Raw genomic sequence first — 17,759 nt, 5'->3', positions numbered from 1 at the left:
TCGGCTTTTTTTTTGCATGTAATTTATAATGATGGATTCATTATGTGGTTACTATGCTCTATGTGATGCTTGATAGTTCAGGTTTTGGTGGGATTGAAAGCCATGTGTTACAGCTTTCATTGCTTCTTAAAGATAAGAAAATTCCGTTTAAAGTTGTTTTTATCTCTAAAGCATCTAATCACCCGCTTTACCCTTTATTAGAAAAAAACCAAATTGAATATTTTACTTCAGCAAGTTTCGTCCATTTTTCACTGCTAGTTCAGTCTCATGATATTCTGCATGCTCATGGATATAAATCTTCATTATGGGCGCGATGTTTAAAACTGCTACGTAGATGTAGAGTGCTTACCAGTTTTCACGCCGGTGAGTTTTTAATTGGACGTTTAGCTTTTTATGAATGGCTTAATCGTTCGACTAGTTTTTTATCAACGAATTTTGCTGTAAGTGACGAGATAAAATCGAAAGTACCTTTTCAGTGTTACGTCTTAAATAACTTTATTCATTCTATTCCTCCCTTTGTGTTACGTCGCCGACATACAACTTTTCAAGTCGGTTTTGTTGGTCGGTTATGTCATGTCAAAGGTATTGACCGCTATCTACAGCTTTCTAACCAATGCCCAACTATTAAATTTCATGTTTTTGGTGATGGTGAAGAGTCTAATTTATTGGGCAGTTATCCCAATATTAAATGGCATGGTGCCGTTGAAGATATGTCACTTCATTGGAATAAAATTGATTTACTGCTTATCTCTTCACGTGCAGAAGGGCTACCAATGGCAGCTTTAGAGGCGATGGCATATGGCATTCCTGTAATAGGCACAAAAGTGGGTGATTTGCCTTTGCTTGTAGATACGAGATGGCTTGTTGATGAGTTTGATTGGTCAAAGTTAGCTTGGTATATCCTCTGTTTTGACTCTATGACCAACAAAGAGTGGCAGGCATGCTCTAAATATAGCTATATTCAAGTTGTTACTAAATTTAGTGGAAAACAACGCTGGAATATACTTGCTAACGCTTATGGAATTAAGCAGTAATTTATCTATATATGCTGATTAACGTTTTATCATCTATGGCTGAGCGTTGCGGATTTTGCCAAATTTTCATATGCCTTTCTTTCGCTTGATAATGTGTTAATCGATTGATTTGGTTAATAGTTATAGGGTGGTTAGCAAGTCCATCGCTGTAACAATGAAGGCTGACATCTTTGGTTAGTGTAATGCGTTTTGGTTCTATGGTTAATTGGGTATTGATCCCTAATAAGCCCATATTTTCTTCTAGATGTATGCTCTTATCATGACTTAGTTGAAGTGCTGCAGGCATGCCTGCATTGTAGATGTGCACAGTATTATTATTATCTATGATCATTATCATTAAACAAATCAAATGACGATTATTGGGGGCAGCAATAAGTTGTTGGTTGAGTATCTCGCATATTTCTTTTGGACTTTCTATACCTGCATCAAGCAAGCCAGCAATATAGCCAAACCAGCCAATACCGTTAGCTTTAGCCAATGGACCATGTCCCATATTATCTCCGAGGATGAGCATAGCAGGCTTGTCTTTTTTGGGTTCTCGATATAATAAAAAATCACCTTGGTTTATCGGGTATTGATCAATATCTATTGTGATATCTCGAAGCATAATTTTGGATGGAAATTCTGATTGGTAAGGTGTCATCTGTGCCAATAGCTGTTTTTCAAAAACAGACGCTAGCGTACTATGGCGCTTTAACACTCGTTTCAGTATTGTGAGTAATTTTTCTTTATTGAGTGGTTTTGTTAAATAGTCATCAATACCTGCTCTTGCTGCTTCTAAAAGTGTGGCGTCTTTGTTGTCTGCTGAGATGAAGATAAAGGGTAATGACTGGCAGTGCTTGAACTCTGTCACTTTATCTCTAAAACTGAAACCATTTATATTGGGCATGTGTAAATCGGTTATCACCATATTGCATTGGCTATGAGCTAGCCAATCGAGTGCTTCAATGGGCTTACTGAAGAGAATGAGTTGATAGTGATCGCGGAGAAAGGTCGCAAATAGTGCGAGTTGGCTTGGGCTATCATCAACGATCAGAAGTTGCGGTTTTGACTTTTTTTGTGGAAGGTTAAATTGAATAATATTTTGGTGATTGGTGAGAAAATATTTAAAGTCAGGGAAGTAGGTATTGATCAGAGCGAGCCCTAATTTATTGCAAGCGGGCTCTTCAGGTAATATTGCGGAGCTGATTTTTTCTTTCATTGCTTGCCAATGAGAGCCGTTATCAATGATTTCAAATCGAGCTTGATTATTACGTAAGCCATATTTTAATTCAACGTGACTTGCTGTTAACCTTTGATGTGCAAGTAAATTAACACAGTATTCATTACAAACTAGAATCATATGCTGACTCAGCTCATAACTTAAATTGAGTTTATGGCTTTGTGATTTTAGCCAGTGCCTGATCGTTTTTAAGTTCTCGTAATTTAAGCAAAAAGTCTGTTTGAATAATACCTGATTGATCATTGATATTTTCCTTGTAGAAGTTGGCTGTTATTTAGCATTGCGGTAATTTTTGCTTTGATCCTTTCGGGGAGCCACCATGCTTTGGTATTGAGACTTTTTAGCATTCGTTGTGCGAGTGTTGGATTAAATTGATCATTAATAATAAGGCCAATGATATTACAGTTACTTTTTTCTAGTTTGGTAATACTTGTTAGCAGTTTACTTTCTGTCGTCTTGGCTGCGGAAAGGCATAAAAGGATGCCATCGCTGGCATTAGCGATATTAACGGCTGGTAAATTTCGCCAGTTAGCGGTGTTGATATTGCCTGTATCACAAATAATATAGTGATAATGTTGTTGCCAATACTGGAGAAGATAACGAAGTTTATGGGGCTGTCGCAATGTGAGCACTGTGGATTGATCTTTGGGTTGGGGCAAAATATCTAGAAAGGGATGCTTATTAATAAGGTTTTGCTCTTTATTTTCGGTTTCCCACGGTGTTGGCTCGAATCCTTGCCCTGATCCAGAAAGATCAAGATCGATCAATAGCACTTTTGTTTGGTTTACAGAGCAACGTTCAGCTAGCCAATAGCTCATTGTTGAACTTCCGCATTTTTGATTGCAGCTTGCAACGCAGATTATGCGAAGTTGTTGCTGGTGCAATTGTTGGAATAGGTGTTCCATTTCTTCGCTCAACCAAGGTTTCATAATGCGGCTCCTATTACAAGCAAGGTTGTTACAAAACTAAATGCGTCTTGAAGGCCTTGTCTTAACAGTGTGCTTGTTGAATCATCTTCATTGGGGACATACACCGTATCTCCTGGACGAAGCATGGGGATCGGTGTTTCTGCTGGATATTTTATGTAGTTCCGTAAGCTGAATGTTTGGCTTTTATCTCCGCAACATGAACTATTGACGATCATTATTTTATCTATATAGGCTTTATCCGTGGGGCCGCCTGCTTCTGCTAGTAAATCGAGTAAAGACATCTGGCTATTGAATGAGTAACGCCCTGGTTTTTTTACTTCTCCCATCAGTCTTACAACGCGATTTGCAGGTTTATCTAACCAATTTCCATCTTGATGCGGAATGTAGATAACATCGCCAGGGACTACTTTGGGTAATAAACTTTCATCGCCAGTTTCAAAATACAGAGTAAGGTTTAGTGTTGTGACATTGGCATGGGTCCCGTTACGATGGCTGATTTTTATTTGCTGTAAGTTAGCATCTTTATTTGGGCCATCTGCTGCTGAAATAATATCTAAAAACCCTAAGTCACTATTAAAGGCATATCGCCCAGGTGAGTTTACTGCCCCAAAGACATAAATAGATTCCTCTGCGTTTTGTCGAATCCATGTGGATTTATTATCACTGGGATCACGTGGGAGTTCATCGACCATTATCGTATCTCCCGCCCTTATGGTTGGGAGTGTTGCAAAGTTACCGCCGCGATCGATAAATTTCTCTAAATCAAAATAAATAATACTATTTGGATCGTTTTTGTTTTTCTTGATAATGCGAATACTGCTTAAGTTCGCGCTTTCTAATGGGCCGCCAGCAAGAGCAAAAATCTCTAAAAAAGTCAGTTTTCTATTCCATTTAAATCGCCCCGGACCTTTTACTGAGCCAATAACCATGACAGTTTTATCATCTTTCGCTTGAGTTGTTTGTGGTACATAAATGACATCGCCGGGGAGTACGGTAGGAAGAAGTTTTTCATTACCAGTCTCAAAGTACCTCGCAAGATCGAGACGAGAAACGGTTGTTTTTTTACCATTGCGATGTGTGATGAGTAACTCTTGAATATCTGCATCACCAATTGGTCCGTCTGCGGCAGAGAGAATGTCGAGAAACCCTTGTTCTTTATTAAAACCATACCGACCAGGAGATCCTACGGCCCCAAAAATATAGATCGAATCGCTTGCTGCTTGACGGAGCCAGCTGGATTTACTGTCGCTAGGGTTGTGCGGGAGTTCATCAACGATAATGGTATCGCCGTATGTGAGCTTGGGGAGTTTACTTTCAGGGCTTCCTTGCTTAATAAAATTCTCAAGATCAAAAAAGAGTACTTGATGCCCTTGAGCCGAGGGTTGATCTTTTTTCGGAAGTCTTACAATGCGAATACTGGATAAGTTAGCTTTATTTTTTGGTCCTCCAGCCATGGAAAGTAGATCTAAAAAGGTTAGCTTTTCGTTGAAATTAAAACGTCCGGGGGTATAAACCGCACCGATAATCTTAATTGCATGATGATCTGAAGCTTTTGATATTTTTGGTATATAAATAACGTCCCCAGGAACGACTTTGGGTAAGACTGATTCATCCCCAGTTCGAAAGTATTCGGAAAGATCTAACTGAGTTACATGGCTTTGAGTACCATTGCGATGCGTAATAAGCACTTCTTGTAAGTCAGCTTCATTACTTGGCCCATCAGCGGCTGAGAGGATATCAAGAAACCCTTGGTCATGATTAAACGCATAGCGACCAGGCGCGCCAATTGAGCCAAAGATATAAATAGAATCTTTTGGTGCTTGGCGTAACCAACTGGCTTTATTATCACTGGGGTCATCGGGTAATTCATCAATAATAATGGTCATTCCTGCAGAAAGCTCAGGAAGTAATCTTTTAGGATGGCCTTTTTTGATAAAGTTTTGGAAATTAAAGAAAGAGACGTCATGGCCTTTATTAAGATCTTTGTCTTCGGTGATGAGTCGAATATTCGTTAAATTTGCACGTTTAGTCGGGCCTTCTGCGTGAGCGAGTAGATCCATGAAATCCATCGCTGGGCTCCACTCATAGCGCCCTGGAATATTGATTGCCCCGATAATTTTAATAGAGCGATCATCCGTAATTTTAAGCCATGATTTTACATTTACGGTGGTTTTTTCTGGAATAAAAATGACATCACCTGTTTTCATCAGCGGGATATCATAATCTTGTGGTGATTTAGTAAACTCAACGAGATTGATCGTTATTGGCGGTTCTGTTTCACTGAGTATTTTGATCTGAGTTGTATCTGCGAAACGTGTCGGACCACCGGCATTGGCTAGCACATCAATAAATTTTGTATTTTTTCCTATTTCGTAAGCGCCAGCGGCTTTTACTTCTCCCATGACAAAGGCGGTTCTTACCGTTGTACTGATGTCATCAATTTCAATCGGAGCATAAATTGTGGTTCCCTCTTTTATAGGAGGAAGATGCTGGGTATCACCTGTATCTAAGAAGGTTTTTAGATCAAATATATAAGGTTTATTATCGGTAACCACTCGAATTTTAGTTACGTCGGCATAGCGTGTTACACCATCTGCACGCATGATGGCATCAACCACATTCATTTCTGGCTTATAACTAAATGTTCCTGGGTTTCGGACTTCACCAAATAATGTTAAGCCATTTTTTTTGTTTGAATCACCTGTGTTTTGAATCGCTGCAGCATCAAAATCAACTTCAATGTTGCCGAGCAGTGGAGATACAGGGACGAAGAGGGTATCGCCATTGGTTAAGGTAGGTAGATTGGAGGTATCACCCGTATCTAAATATTTTTTATAATTAAAACGTTGAGATATGCCATTACGTATGATGGAGAACTTGTTTAACTGCGCGCCTGATCTTGCACCGCCAACAGCAGCAAGTGCTAATTGAATATTGCTGTTAGGTTTGAGTGAAACAGTTCCTGGAGTTTCAACATAGCCAAGTACATGAATACGGATGAGTTGTTCTTTTAAGGTAAGCTTAAAGTCATCAAGGTTAAGATAGATAGATGATAGTTTTTGTTTTATTTTTTGTTCAGCATCTTTGATGGTGAGCTCTGCGATCGATATTGTACCGACTTCTGGGAGTTGAATTTTTCCGTTATCATCAATCGTGAAATCGTCACTGAATGCTTTTTCGCCAGGTACAAACAGGAAAATGCGATCGCCTGCCGTTAGCGTGATTGTATTGTCTGCCCGTAAAGGGAAGCAGATAAAGAGAATGAGTAGGCAGAAGATACGGATCATAAGCCATCTCGAATTGTATGCCAGTCCTTTATATCAAATACGCGATGAATAGACTGAGCGTGGTGTTCAACCAATACTCTTGCTTCTACTTTTCTATTATTGAGCTGCTTTGTGAGAGTGTTATCGTCAATGGCCTGTGTTTCTCCAACACTAAGCACCGTTATTTGGTTAGGATCAACGCCATTTTCAACAAAGAAGTCTTTAACTGTATTCGCTCTTTCTAAGCCAAGAGCATAGTTATTCAGTTCATTACCTTGGCTATCGGTATAGCCAATAAGTTGTAAGTGCCAGTGCTCTTGACGTTTAATTATTCCAGCGGCATAGCGGAGTGATTCTTGATAATCAGGCAACAAGGTTGTTTTATTTAACGCAAACTGGTTATCGACGGACATATATAATAAGAAACGCTCTTTGAGTTCTACTTCAGAATAATTGGGGTCAAGGCATAGGGTGTGATATTCCAACCAATCCATTTGCTTTTGGATCACGGCATTCTGGGTTTGGTATTTTAAAAGAGTAATTTCAGCATCACGATCAAAACCGTTAAGGGCTTCTTCTCTTGCTTTTAAATAAAGGTTTTGTAATCGGATATATTGACCAGGAAGACAATGTTTGGCGCCTCGTGTTGCGAGTAATTGGAGCTCAAACTGATGGTGTTCGAGTTGATGGAGTTGGGTTTGTTTTGGCGGTGAAAGTGGAATTTCTCCTTGCGCAGGCCAAAAAGTACTACAACCTGTCAGTAGTAATAATAAGGCTATAAGCAGCAATAGAGGCGATTTCATTAAGTTAACTCTGCTGATGTGATGAGTGGGATCACTTTATCAATCCTGAGCATTTGCATTAACTCTCTAGGTTGACCGTTAACATTAAGTAGACGTAAACGACGTCCTCGGCTTTTTAAGCGTTTATAAAGAAAAACAATGGCACCAATACCACATGAGTCGATAAATTGGACTTGCGTCATATCAATGACGAGTTCCATTCGCTCGGTTTGACTGAGAACATCAAATTCACTTTCAAGCTCCCTTGCTCTTTGCGCATCAAATTCATCTTGTAGAGCAAGTGCGATAACTGAGCTGGACGATGCGAACATAGGTATTCCTTATTCTCTATTTTAACTAATATGATTCAAAGGTTGTGCCAACTATTGTCCACGTCTCGTTACCATAATGTATGCTGTTTTGAGCAATATCCAGCAGTCCATTCTAAGCCATTGTAATGGTGATGCTAATGCGATAGCGTAAGCATGATCCCATGCGATCTTCGCTTTAACGTCTTCTATACAGCTGTCGTAGCCTTGATTTACTTGTGCTAAGCCTGTTATACCTGGGCGTAAGCCTCGAGTTCGTTCTAAGTAGAAAGGCAATGCATTTTGCAAATTTCCACATAGTTCAGGGCGTTCAGGGCGAGGGCCAATTAATGACATGTCTCCCTTTATCACATTAATAAATTGAGGCAGTTCATCTAATCGCGTATCTCTTAAGAACCCTCCTATTCGAGTGATACGAGGATCATTTTTTTGAGACCATACCGCGCCACTTTTTGCTTCAGCGTTAGATTGCATGGTGCGAAATTTCAACATGGAGAACAACATGATATGTTCATCATTAATTTGTCCTACACGCACTTGTCGATAAAAAATATCACCTTTGGAATCTAACCGTATAAGTAAGGCAATCAGGGGCCATAATGGAAGTGTGAGTAATAATCCTATAAAACTGAGAAGAATATCGAAGAAGCGTTTGAGGATAATCGTAAAAGAATGTTGGTAGGTATTGAGAGGCGGCTTTTTTTTCCAGCCATCTCTAAATTGCCCAAAGAGATAGCGTAGCATTCCAATTAAAGAAGATAGGTAACCACCTATTAAATAATGTAATTTATCTAACAGTTTATTTTTTACACCTAATAGAGGTAGTGCCGCAAGACCATATCCAACGACTTGCAATCCCGTTAACCATATGGCGAGAAGTGAGCCATGGACGGCAAGGTAACAGGTTATGCTTAGGTACATGATGAAAAGAAAAGGCATTAAGGTTCTTAAACCTTTACCAGATGCGAATAACCATTTTACCCCTGGCTGGTGGAGATTAAATACAAAACGACAGCGGATCAGTTGCTGTAAGTTACCGGCGCCAATACGCTGTCTTCGTTGATGGGTTTGTTCATTACTACTAATATCGAGCTCAATACTATTTATGCATTCATTATAAATCACATTATAACCTTGCTTAAGCACTTGCATCGGCAACATGAAATCGTCGTTGATGGTGTCGTAAGGCAATGGCTGAAATAAGCGTGATCGCATAATATAAAAAGCGCCATTGCCACCAATAACACTACCTAAATGTGATTCCGCAAAGCGCATATTATTTTGCCAAGACCAGTATTGTTTCTCTCCTGTATTGCCATCATAAATAAGGTAATTACCTGTGATTGCACCAACTTTAGGATCGTTAAAACTATGGGTTGCTTGTTTAAGGGCATCGATCGAGATAAGCGCTGATACATCACTTAATGCAACCAGTTCTGCATAAGGTTGTGCCATCGTGATAAGTTGATTTAGGCGCGCTAACTTTCCTTTATTGCTGGTGCTTATTTGCAACTGAAAATGAATATTAGCCCGTTGAAATTGCCTCTCCCATTGGCGACAAAGTTTTGCGGTTGCATCATTGCAACCATCGCAACAAATGAAGATAAACAGTTTTTCTGCGGGATAATCAAGCATCAATAAATTAGCCAGTTTATCGTTAATATGTGCTTCCTCATTATAAGCCGGAATAAGGATCGCAATGGCTGGAAAACTATCTGGTTCTACTGTAATGGTTTTTCGTTTTAGATGTTGTCCATACCACACCATAACAGCACTATAGATAACATGATGATAAATAATAATTAGCGTTAGAATTAAAAGAATAAACCAACTTACCATCATGGTTAGCTCCTTACTTCGCGAGGGCTTCATACGCTGCTGTCATCGTTCTTACATCAGCAACGTGTTGGATGAAATGCGCTGTTTTTGTTTCATTAGTCTTATGTGTCAGTACATGATCTAGAGCGTGAGCTAATTGGACAGGATCATTAGGCGATATTAATACACTGTTTTCTGGATGGGCGACATCGGGGATCGCACCAATATTTGATGCCACAATCGGTTTACCGCACGCTTGTGCTTCAAGCAAAGCTAAGGGGAGTCCTTCATGACGTGACGGCATGCAGAACACATCAATAGCGCGATAAAAAGAACGCATGTTTTTACAATAACCCAACCAGTGAATACGATGCTCAAGCTGTAAACGACAGGCGAGCTGTTTGAGGTTTGAGAACTGCTCGCCATCACCTGCAATAACAAGATGATAATGCTCTGGAAGTGATGATAGGGCGAGAAGCATGGTATCAATCCCTTTTTCTGAAACCAGTCGCCCAGCACAACCAATGAGTATTTGTTTCTGAGGCAATGCTAAGTCATGACGAGCGTCGGCTTGATCACCAATACAGTAAAAGTGACAGTCGATACCGTTATTAATAATATGATCGGCTGGACGACCTAATCGTTGATGAAGATCTTTGGCTATTGTTGGGGCATCGGCGACGAGTTCAACATGTTTATTTTTTAATAGCCAACGAGTGAGGGTTTGTTGTTTTGGCTCTTCTAGATGCCAACTGTCGTGCTCAGTATGTATATGGGTTGTGCTTAGCCCTAATAGTGCGAGTCGACTATAGAGTAAAGGACCTAAATGGTGGCTGTGAACCGTGGTGATCTTTAGCTTATTAATGATTTTTCTTAATTGATAAGCGGTTTGAAGATGTATACCTGAGGGTTTATTTAAAAATATTAATTGGTTTTTAAATGCTGCTAACTCAGGCCATGCTGAAATAGCAGATGTGGCTGTTTCTTCTAATGAAGCAACATAAACACGATGCTTTGATGAGGCAAAACGCACCAAATTCAGAACGAGCTTTTCTAACCCGCCAGGGCGTAAATGTTGGACGACTTGTAGTGTTCTAACCATGTTCATGTTCCTTTGAGAAGTAAGGAATGCGCACCAAGATTGGGTAAGATACTAACTGTCGGATATGGCTGGATTGATATAATCGCGTATCAAAAATAATCGAGATGCCTACAAGAAATAAAGCAATGACTGCGCCAAAAAGAATGCCGGACAAAAAGTTCATCCACCATGGCCAATTTTGAGGAGCATTCGGTACTGAGGGTTTGTCTATTATTTTGAGCTTGTCTGGTTCTTCAAAACGCCCAAGGTGGCCAGTGACTCTGGCCATTTCATAGCGCTCTAGTAGTTGGTTATAAATGTTCGATTTGACCTTATAGTTTCGCTCTAAACTGGTGAGTTTTTTTTCTAATTCTGCAAACTCCACCCGTTTTCCTATGATATTTGCAGCTTGTTTTTTGAGTAATACGAGCTCTTGATTAATGGCATCGATTTCAGACTCTGCTTGCTGTAAGGTTTCAAATTGGCTGAGCAATATAGGTTGGGTTTGGTTTTCAGGATCTTGAGTGCTATTAACTAGCCGTTGCCATAAACTGTTGATTTGATCTGGGGAAAGTGATTGCTGTAACTCAACTTGCCGAGTCCGCTCTTGTTTTAAACGCTCTAAACGGCGGAGTACATTTTTAATTAATGAATGTTGATCGGTATAACTGGCACGTAATATAGCAAGCTCGGCTTCGGCCATTACAATTTCTTGCTCTAGTTTGCCGATAACAGGGTTGGTATTTATCAGTGTTTTATACATGCTATCACGTTTACTTGTTGCGTGGAGTAAAGCCAATTCTGATTCGTTTATTTTCCTTAACAATTTAATACTAGTATCAACATTGACGCCTTGTAGGAGCGGTAAGTTATCCGCATTTTCTGCTTTAAAGGTGGCAAGCTCACTTTCTGCAAGCTCTAAATCTTTTTGGGTTGTTGTTAATTGTTTTTGTAAAAACACTTCTGAATTATCAATCGATGCTCGTCCAGGGGCTCGTAGCTTTTCTAAGAAAATGCGAGAAAGAATATTTAATATTTCTGGAATTTGTTCGGGTTGTTGCCATACAAGACTCATTTGAACGAGATCGTTACCTGTCAAATCAAGGGTGATCCCTTTTTCGAGTTGAGCGGTGACGTGTTTAATTTTTTGCGGGTTTTTATCAGGCACTAGATCGAGTTCATCAATTACGATCGCCAAAGTTGATTGGCTTTGGATCACGACTTGGAGTGCTTTAATTCGCTGCTCTAGATTCATTGAAATAGATAAATCTTCTAAAAAAGGATTAAGCAATGCGGCCTCCTGAACCAAAATAGTGGTTTCAGAGTAGTAATACTTAGTTTTAAGAAAGCCGCCTATTGTCATTAGAAAAGGCATAATGATGATGGGTAAAACTAATAAATAACGATGAAGCCATAATCCATAAAGTAATGGATATAAGCGCGTTATAAAGAGGTGGCGCATACCTTAGTTACTCCGAAGGAGCAACGTATCGATTGTTATTTGAGGAGAATACTCCAACGTTAAAGGGATTTGATGCTCTTGTGCGATCGTCTCTATGTTTTGCATTCGTTTTTGACTGTGTAATAAAGCGTCAAATTTATTATTGAGCTTAGCAGGGCCTACTGTTGCTGTTATTTGGTTATATGAGAAGGTTGAAAAAAATTGGATGATTTTACGGTGTTGCTCTGCGGTTAACGTCACTTGCTCTGAACTAAAAAAAAGCTCTAATTTCTTATTGGATTGTGAGGAACTGGCACACCCAACCAGCCCTAGTAAGATGATTAGATAGATTGTTCTTATCATCACGCATTCCTTTTTCTTGTGTGTATAAGAAAGACTGCAAAAAGAGTGCCTGATGTAAGGGTTTGTTATTCAGTCGTTGAACATCGTATTTTTTGTATAGTATGAATGATCTTTTCTATACGACGTTGCCAACTATCATGCTGGACGCTTTGGTATGCTTTTTGTTTATATTCATCGACTTGTTGTGGGGTTAACTGTGTAATGCGATCAATTTCTGAGAGCCATTCTATCTGAGTTGTCGCAATTGACACTAAAGGTGAGTACTCTGTTGCGGCTTTATATTTACTGCTAATGACAGGACATCCGGCTGCTAAATATTCTCTTAATTTTAAGGGGTTACACATTTTAATTTGTTGATTATTGATGAAAGGTAAAATAGCGATATGCCAATGTTGTAAATAACTAGCGAGTTGGTGATGAGGTATCGCAGGTAATAGATGGATATTCTCATTTTGCAATTGCTGAACTTGATGACACTCCTTATTCCCAAGCAAATAAAATTGAAGATGTGGGCGCGCTAATGCGAGTTGTTGTAATAAATCGTAATCAAGCCAATTATTTAAACTGCCATAAAAGCCAATATTTTTTTTATCTTTATCAATGGCTGGTGGGCATTCATGTTTTGATTTAAATAAATGAAGATCAACACCATGGGGCAAATAATGTGTCTTGTGTTTCGGGAAGCGTGCCATTAATTGTCTGTTTGCCACATAAATAAGGTCGGCCTGCATACTTAATGTTTGTTCTGCTTGCGTTGTTTTATCGTGATCAACGCCAGTTAGTGCTGAAAAATCATCTCCGCAGTAATAAATGATTAAATCGGCTTGGCAGAGTTCGATATATTCAATCGCACTCGGTAAGGCTATCCATAAAACACGATAGTGTTTTTTTGGGGGGAGTTGTGTCGTCAATAGCTTCTTATTGATGTACTTCATCACTTTATTTCGAGCTAATGGCCAAACAAGAGGTTTGATGATCTTTTTTAAATATTGGGGGGAGGTTTCAGTTTTTTCTGTACGACGCATAAAAGCCATGAACTTTTCGATAATACGCCTGATATCTTTAGCTTGCAGTTGGGGTTGCCTTAAACCAATAGAATTGATCCAATAGACAGGATATTGCTGAGCAATGATTGATATTAAGTGCTGAGTGCTAGATGGATGTCGTCCCCAATCTTCACCAAAAATAATAAACTCTATATCACGATCCATGACTCAAATCCTTTTTATGGAGTTGATTTGTATTACAAGTTAATCGATCGGTTGCAATTAATAAGCTTAATAAAATATAAAAAGGCCACGTTGTTCCTTGTGTGAGAAAAGTACCACTGACAGAAAATGAAACCATGCCAAGCCATAGCCCTTCAGCAAGTGGTTGATATGTTGTTTTTTTTAATCGTTTAAGTAAGCGGTAACTAAGTTGGAAAGTTTTTATTAACAAAGTAGCAAATAAGAATAACCCGACAAATCCGTTCTCAGCTAATATTTCAAACCAAGAGCTATGAACAGCATGGTTCTTACCATCCCAATGTACTGAGTAAAAATAGTAATTATTATAAAAATTACTTAATCCAACACCAGTAAATGGATGATCAACTGCCATCATTATTGCAGCGCCCCAAGCATAAAGACGCCCCATTGCAGACTCATCAATGGCGCCTGAACTAGCCGATGAAACAAATCTGTTTTCAATACCTGCAGCGACAAATAAAGCCATGATCCCAAGAGCGGTAATGATAAGTGGTGTGACGATATTTTTACTGCGAAGAAGCAGTGACATAAATACCACGCTAATTATTCCCAGTTGTCCGCCTCGACTTTCCGTTGCTGCAATACCTGCTAGGAGAGTTATGCTAATAAGCATCGCAATAAGACGAGCAAAAATGTGACCATGGAAAATATAGACAGCAGTAAATGATAGCGGAAATAACAGAACTAAAGAGAGATCATTAGGATCACCGAGCATTGATCCAAATGCTCGCCCGATCGTGACACGTGTTTCTTCGACTAATCCAATCTCATAATATTTGTTATACAACGTAATAGAGGCAATCAACAAACCACAAAGAAAGAGTAAATAAGGAATTCTTTTTAGTTGAGAAATATGGGTGGGTAATAAACTAATAGCAAAAACCATTAAAACGATTTTTAGAAAGTTACCTGACAACATTTCAAATGATTCTTCTCTATTAGAAGCAAAAGCACAGCTAATACTGACCCAAAATGCAAAGCAAAGTAGCCATGTATGCAATGGGTGCCACTTGAAGTTACGATAGTTCATCCATAACTGCCAACTTAATCCGACCAAACAAGCAAGTGCTAATAACTTGGGTATTTTAAAGGGTTCAAGGAATGGCATTGCTTCATGTAAGCGAAAATATGAAAAAAGAATAAACCAAATACAGAGTAAAAAAGCACGCTTAACAACAAAGGGCAGGGACAGTATTCCAAGAAATGCAAAGTAATGTTTAAACGTGTAATTGCTTACAATAAAGCAACTTATCGTACTAAACAAAGCGATGATAATTTGTTTACCCCTTGTCATAGATCACCTGTAATACATGGCGATAGTTACAAAGGTGACGCCAAGGCCAATAGATTTGAAGGCAAAGAAGAGGAGTTAACAGAATGAGACAATAAGTGAGTTGATATTGCTGACAAAAACAGATCAGTATAATAAGTGAAAAACTGACAAACAAATCAGAGAGAGGATATCGCAGAGGGAGATGGTATTGACTATAAAAGTAAAAAATAAAAAGGCGCAATGCTTGAATCGCAATTCCACAATAGATCAATGCGAGAATATCAAATAAGGGTAATATATAAATAAAAACGAGTAATGATAATAGCGTTGACAGGCTATTAATCAATAATATTCCTTGTCCATGTTCGTGGTAATAGCAGCCGACATTAAGAAAAGTACAACAGCCTTTTAGCATTAACCACAATGCGATGAATGGGATAAGAACACTACTGTAATAAAACTCAGCATTAAGCCAAAACCTTAAAAAAACAGGGCCGAACAAAAGCACAAGAGCAGAAATAAGTATGCAAAGCTGGCAAGCTAAAATAGTAATATTGGCTAAGTATTGTTTACGTTGCTCTGTATTGATAAAGCTAAATCGTTTTGGAAACCACCACAACGCAAAAGGTTCTATTAATAAACTAGCGGCAACCCCCCACTGCATTGCAATTGCATAAGGAGATACCGCTTCCACTCCTAAATAATGCGCGATAGCCCAACGCTCAGCACCTAATGAAATAAAACCCAATAATCCAGAGATAGTTAGAATTGCACCATATTTTAATAATGCGGGGTTCATTGAGAAGCGTGGTATTGGCCATTGTTTATAGAGTAAAACACTACACACGACTTGTGCGATCAATCCAGCTAAAGCCATACCATCAACTTTCCATGTAGTGACCAACAAGAGCGCTAAGGCCGCTTGCAATAATGCCGTGATAAGTAAAATACTTACAAAGTGTTTAGCATTATTCTCAATCCTTAGCTTTGCTAAAGGGATAGCGTTAAGAGAGTTAAAGTAGATAGTAAAAATAAAACAATTAAAGGAAAAAAGTGGCGGTGGACCAGGTAAAAGCGTTTGAATATCGTGATTAAAAAAAACAAGTAGGCTTGTAATTATTGCACCACATAACATGACTTGCCATAAGGCTTGGCCTAATAACCGTGTTGGGTTTGATGCATCATGATAAAAACGATAGAGACCATCAATGATGCCTAAACTAATGAGCAGTGATAAGAATGTAGTTAAAACTAATAATACATCAAGCTTACCGTATTCTTCCAAACCTAATTGATCTGTAACATAAGGTTGAAGTAGCAATCCAATTAGTTTACAAAAGACGACTCCAATCCCATAAACCGCAACAACTTTTAATGTGCTCATAGTGCTTCAATCCACTGTGATAGCCGTTGCGCTTGAGCTTTTGCAGTAAAGGCTTTCATGACATGCCTATAACCGAGCTCTCTTTGAGTTTTTAATTCCTGATAGCTTTTTAGCTGGTGGTTTGTAATTGCCGTTGCTAATTCTGTAGGTGAATCTTTCTGTATCATCACTCCTATATCAGAGCAAAGGATCTCAGTACAACCAACAAGGTTAGTAGTAATAATAGGGATCCCTAATGCAAGGGCTTCTTTTAAAACTAGTGGGCCTGTATCAGTATCACCATTATTAGCGATGGTAAAAGGAGCGATTAGTCCTTGGTAACGTTGAGCATGAGATCGTAGCCAATCTGCATTTTGACTGCCTAAAAAAGAAACAGCGTTTATGAGTCCATGCCGTTTACAAAAAGATATTAGTTCCGATTTTAATGGCCCATCACCAACAATATCGATTTCAATCGGGTGTTTGAGTCGTTGTATGGCTTTCAATAACGTTATAAGCCCTTTTTTTTCAACCAATCGACCAATAAATAAAAAGCGCTTAGATGGAGACCATTCATTATTTAAAGTGGGATAGTTTTGCTCTTCAATCCCACAAGGTAGATAGTGAACAGGTGTCTTTGTTAGTGATTGCAAATGATCATGCATTGCCTTTGTCACAGCGCAGCAAAACTGACAATGAGAAAGCTTGGCTTGTAAATCTTGAGGCCCAGCGTAGATATCAGCGCCATGCCCAACAAATGACACTGGAATATTCAATATTTTTGCTGCAACGATTGCAATCGCTGAGCTATGCCAAGCAAAATGCGCATGAAGATGCTGGCATTGGTAACTATGTGCCCATAGCGCTAATTGTAGGCCTTGCCGAATAAGAGCGAGTTTTCCGAACTCATGTTGTTGGTAAATAAAAGGTAAGCTTCTTACGGAACGGGTGATGTGGCGAAAACTATAGTAGGGAAGGTTTGAGGGGTAGCAACACTGCTTCATTAATGGAATATCAGCACGTTGAAAGTGTTGACCTTTCATAAATGAAAACGGAACAACATGATGTCCAAGTGCAATCATTGCTCTCATTTCAACACCCGTGAATGTTTCAGATAAAGTAGGGAAACAAGGGATCACATAACCTATTGTCTTCATCACAGTGCTCCGCGAATGACTTTTAATAAAGAATTCAAACTTAGTGCCATGTTTCAGTGGCACTTAAGTAAGAAGATCATCAGCTATTGAGACAGATTGCATCGCATCGTGATTAAACGTCTTGTGTTTTGCAATTCATCACTAAGGTTAGATAGGGTTATTTAGTAAGAGAAGATGCACAAATAGAGGTGAAAATAATCACCAATGGAGGTATTGTTTGAATTATGAACACTTGGTTTTTTTTGTTTAATTTATTCTTGCCATCTTTATATTTGCTCTTATAATGCGACCCCACGGACAACGGCGTAAGCGGTTGCCGAGTTTAGTATTGTTCTTTAACAATTTGACCATGCAATCTGTGTGGGCACTCGTTGAAAAGTTAAGTCGAAAGATTTATCAATGATACTAGTGACCAATACAAATAACTTCGGTTATTTGGCACAGTCAATTC

The 17,759-nt window shown here is 39.0% G+C and carries 14 protein-coding genes; 1 reads left to right on the top strand and 13 read right to left on the bottom strand.

The features are described from left to right. Positions 1-65 precede the first annotated feature (65 nt). Positions 66-1,034, top strand: coding sequence for a glycosyltransferase family 4 protein (locus tag C9J45_RS19920; protein WP_233217847.1), 969 nt, complete (start codon positions 66-68; stop codon positions 1,032-1,034). A 1-nt stretch (position 1,035) separates the two neighbouring features. Here C9J45_RS19920 and C9J45_RS19915 read toward each other — a convergent pair whose 3' ends face one another. The 13 genes from C9J45_RS19915 to C9J45_RS19855 all read right to left on the bottom strand — a co-directional run bounded on the left by C9J45_RS19915 (position 1,036) and on the right by C9J45_RS19855 (position 17,308). Then, positions 1,036-2,499 carry a response regulator gene (locus C9J45_RS19915; RefSeq protein WP_107261918.1) on the bottom strand — a complete coding sequence of 488 codons (1,464 nt, stop codon included), beginning with the start codon at positions 2,497-2,499 and terminating at the stop codon, positions 1,036-1,038. Beyond that, complete coding sequence (locus tag C9J45_RS19910; RefSeq protein WP_107208694.1) at positions 2,496-3,185, bottom strand: hypothetical protein; 690 nt, start codon at positions 3,183-3,185, stop codon at positions 2,496-2,498. The genes C9J45_RS19915 and C9J45_RS19910 overlap by 4 nt, the downstream gene beginning before the upstream one ends. After that, the gene (locus tag C9J45_RS19905; RefSeq protein WP_107292930.1) at positions 3,182-6,472 is read right to left on the bottom strand and encodes an SLBB domain-containing protein; all 3,291 of its coding nucleotides are present in this window, start codon (positions 6,470-6,472) and stop codon (positions 3,182-3,184) included. Before C9J45_RS19905 ends, C9J45_RS19910 begins: the two co-directional genes overlap by 4 nt. Beyond that, complete coding sequence (locus C9J45_RS19900) at positions 6,469-7,254, bottom strand: OmpA family protein (RefSeq protein WP_107208692.1); 786 nt, start codon at positions 7,252-7,254, stop codon at positions 6,469-6,471. Before C9J45_RS19900 ends, C9J45_RS19905 begins: the two co-directional genes overlap by 4 nt. Then, positions 7,254-7,565, bottom strand: coding sequence for an STAS domain-containing protein (locus tag C9J45_RS19895; protein WP_105061076.1), 312 nt, complete (start codon positions 7,563-7,565; stop codon positions 7,254-7,256). The genes C9J45_RS19900 and C9J45_RS19895 overlap by 1 nt, the downstream gene beginning before the upstream one ends. A gap of 51 nt (positions 7,566-7,616) precedes the next feature. Beyond that, positions 7,617-9,404, bottom strand: coding sequence for a sugar transferase (locus tag C9J45_RS19890; RefSeq protein ID WP_107208691.1), 1,788 nt, complete (start codon positions 9,402-9,404; stop codon positions 7,617-7,619). Positions 9,405-9,414: 10 nt separating this feature from the next. After that, positions 9,415-10,482 (bottom strand): glycosyltransferase, encoded by a 1,068-nt coding sequence (locus C9J45_RS19885; protein WP_199187173.1) that lies wholly within the window; start codon positions 10,480-10,482, stop codon positions 9,415-9,417. Then, positions 10,475-11,923: a sugar transporter gene (locus tag C9J45_RS19880; protein WP_107208689.1), complete on the bottom strand. Its 1,449-nt coding sequence runs from the start codon at positions 11,921-11,923 to the stop codon at positions 10,475-10,477. The genes C9J45_RS19885 and C9J45_RS19880 overlap by 8 nt, the downstream gene beginning before the upstream one ends. A gap of 3 nt (positions 11,924-11,926) precedes the next feature. After that, on the bottom strand, positions 11,927-12,265 hold the full coding sequence (locus C9J45_RS19875; protein ID WP_107208688.1) for a hypothetical protein: 339 nt from the start codon (positions 12,263-12,265) through the stop codon (positions 11,927-11,929). 65 nt (positions 12,266-12,330) lie between these two features. Next, the gene (locus C9J45_RS19870; RefSeq protein WP_107208687.1) at positions 12,331-13,476 is read right to left on the bottom strand and encodes a glycosyltransferase; all 1,146 of its coding nucleotides are present in this window, start codon (positions 13,474-13,476) and stop codon (positions 12,331-12,333) included. Further along, complete coding sequence (locus tag C9J45_RS19865) at positions 13,466-14,809, bottom strand: O-antigen ligase family protein (RefSeq protein ID WP_107208686.1); 1,344 nt, start codon at positions 14,807-14,809, stop codon at positions 13,466-13,468. The genes C9J45_RS19870 and C9J45_RS19865 overlap by 11 nt, the downstream gene beginning before the upstream one ends. Next, the gene (locus tag C9J45_RS19860) at positions 14,796-16,172 is read right to left on the bottom strand and encodes a lipopolysaccharide biosynthesis protein (protein WP_107208685.1); all 1,377 of its coding nucleotides are present in this window, start codon (positions 16,170-16,172) and stop codon (positions 14,796-14,798) included. Before C9J45_RS19860 ends, C9J45_RS19865 begins: the two co-directional genes overlap by 14 nt. Beyond that, the gene (locus C9J45_RS19855; protein ID WP_107208684.1) at positions 16,169-17,308 is read right to left on the bottom strand and encodes a glycosyltransferase family 4 protein; all 1,140 of its coding nucleotides are present in this window, start codon (positions 17,306-17,308) and stop codon (positions 16,169-16,171) included. The genes C9J45_RS19860 and C9J45_RS19855 overlap by 4 nt, the downstream gene beginning before the upstream one ends. Positions 17,309-17,759 lie beyond the last annotated feature (451 nt).

This window comes from Photobacterium sp. GB-1, from assembly GCF_003026165.1.
Classification (GTDB): Bacteria; Pseudomonadota; Gammaproteobacteria; order Enterobacterales; family Vibrionaceae; genus Photobacterium.
Note: the sequence above shows the minus strand (reverse complement) of the source record. Positions and strands in the feature narration are given on the sequence as shown.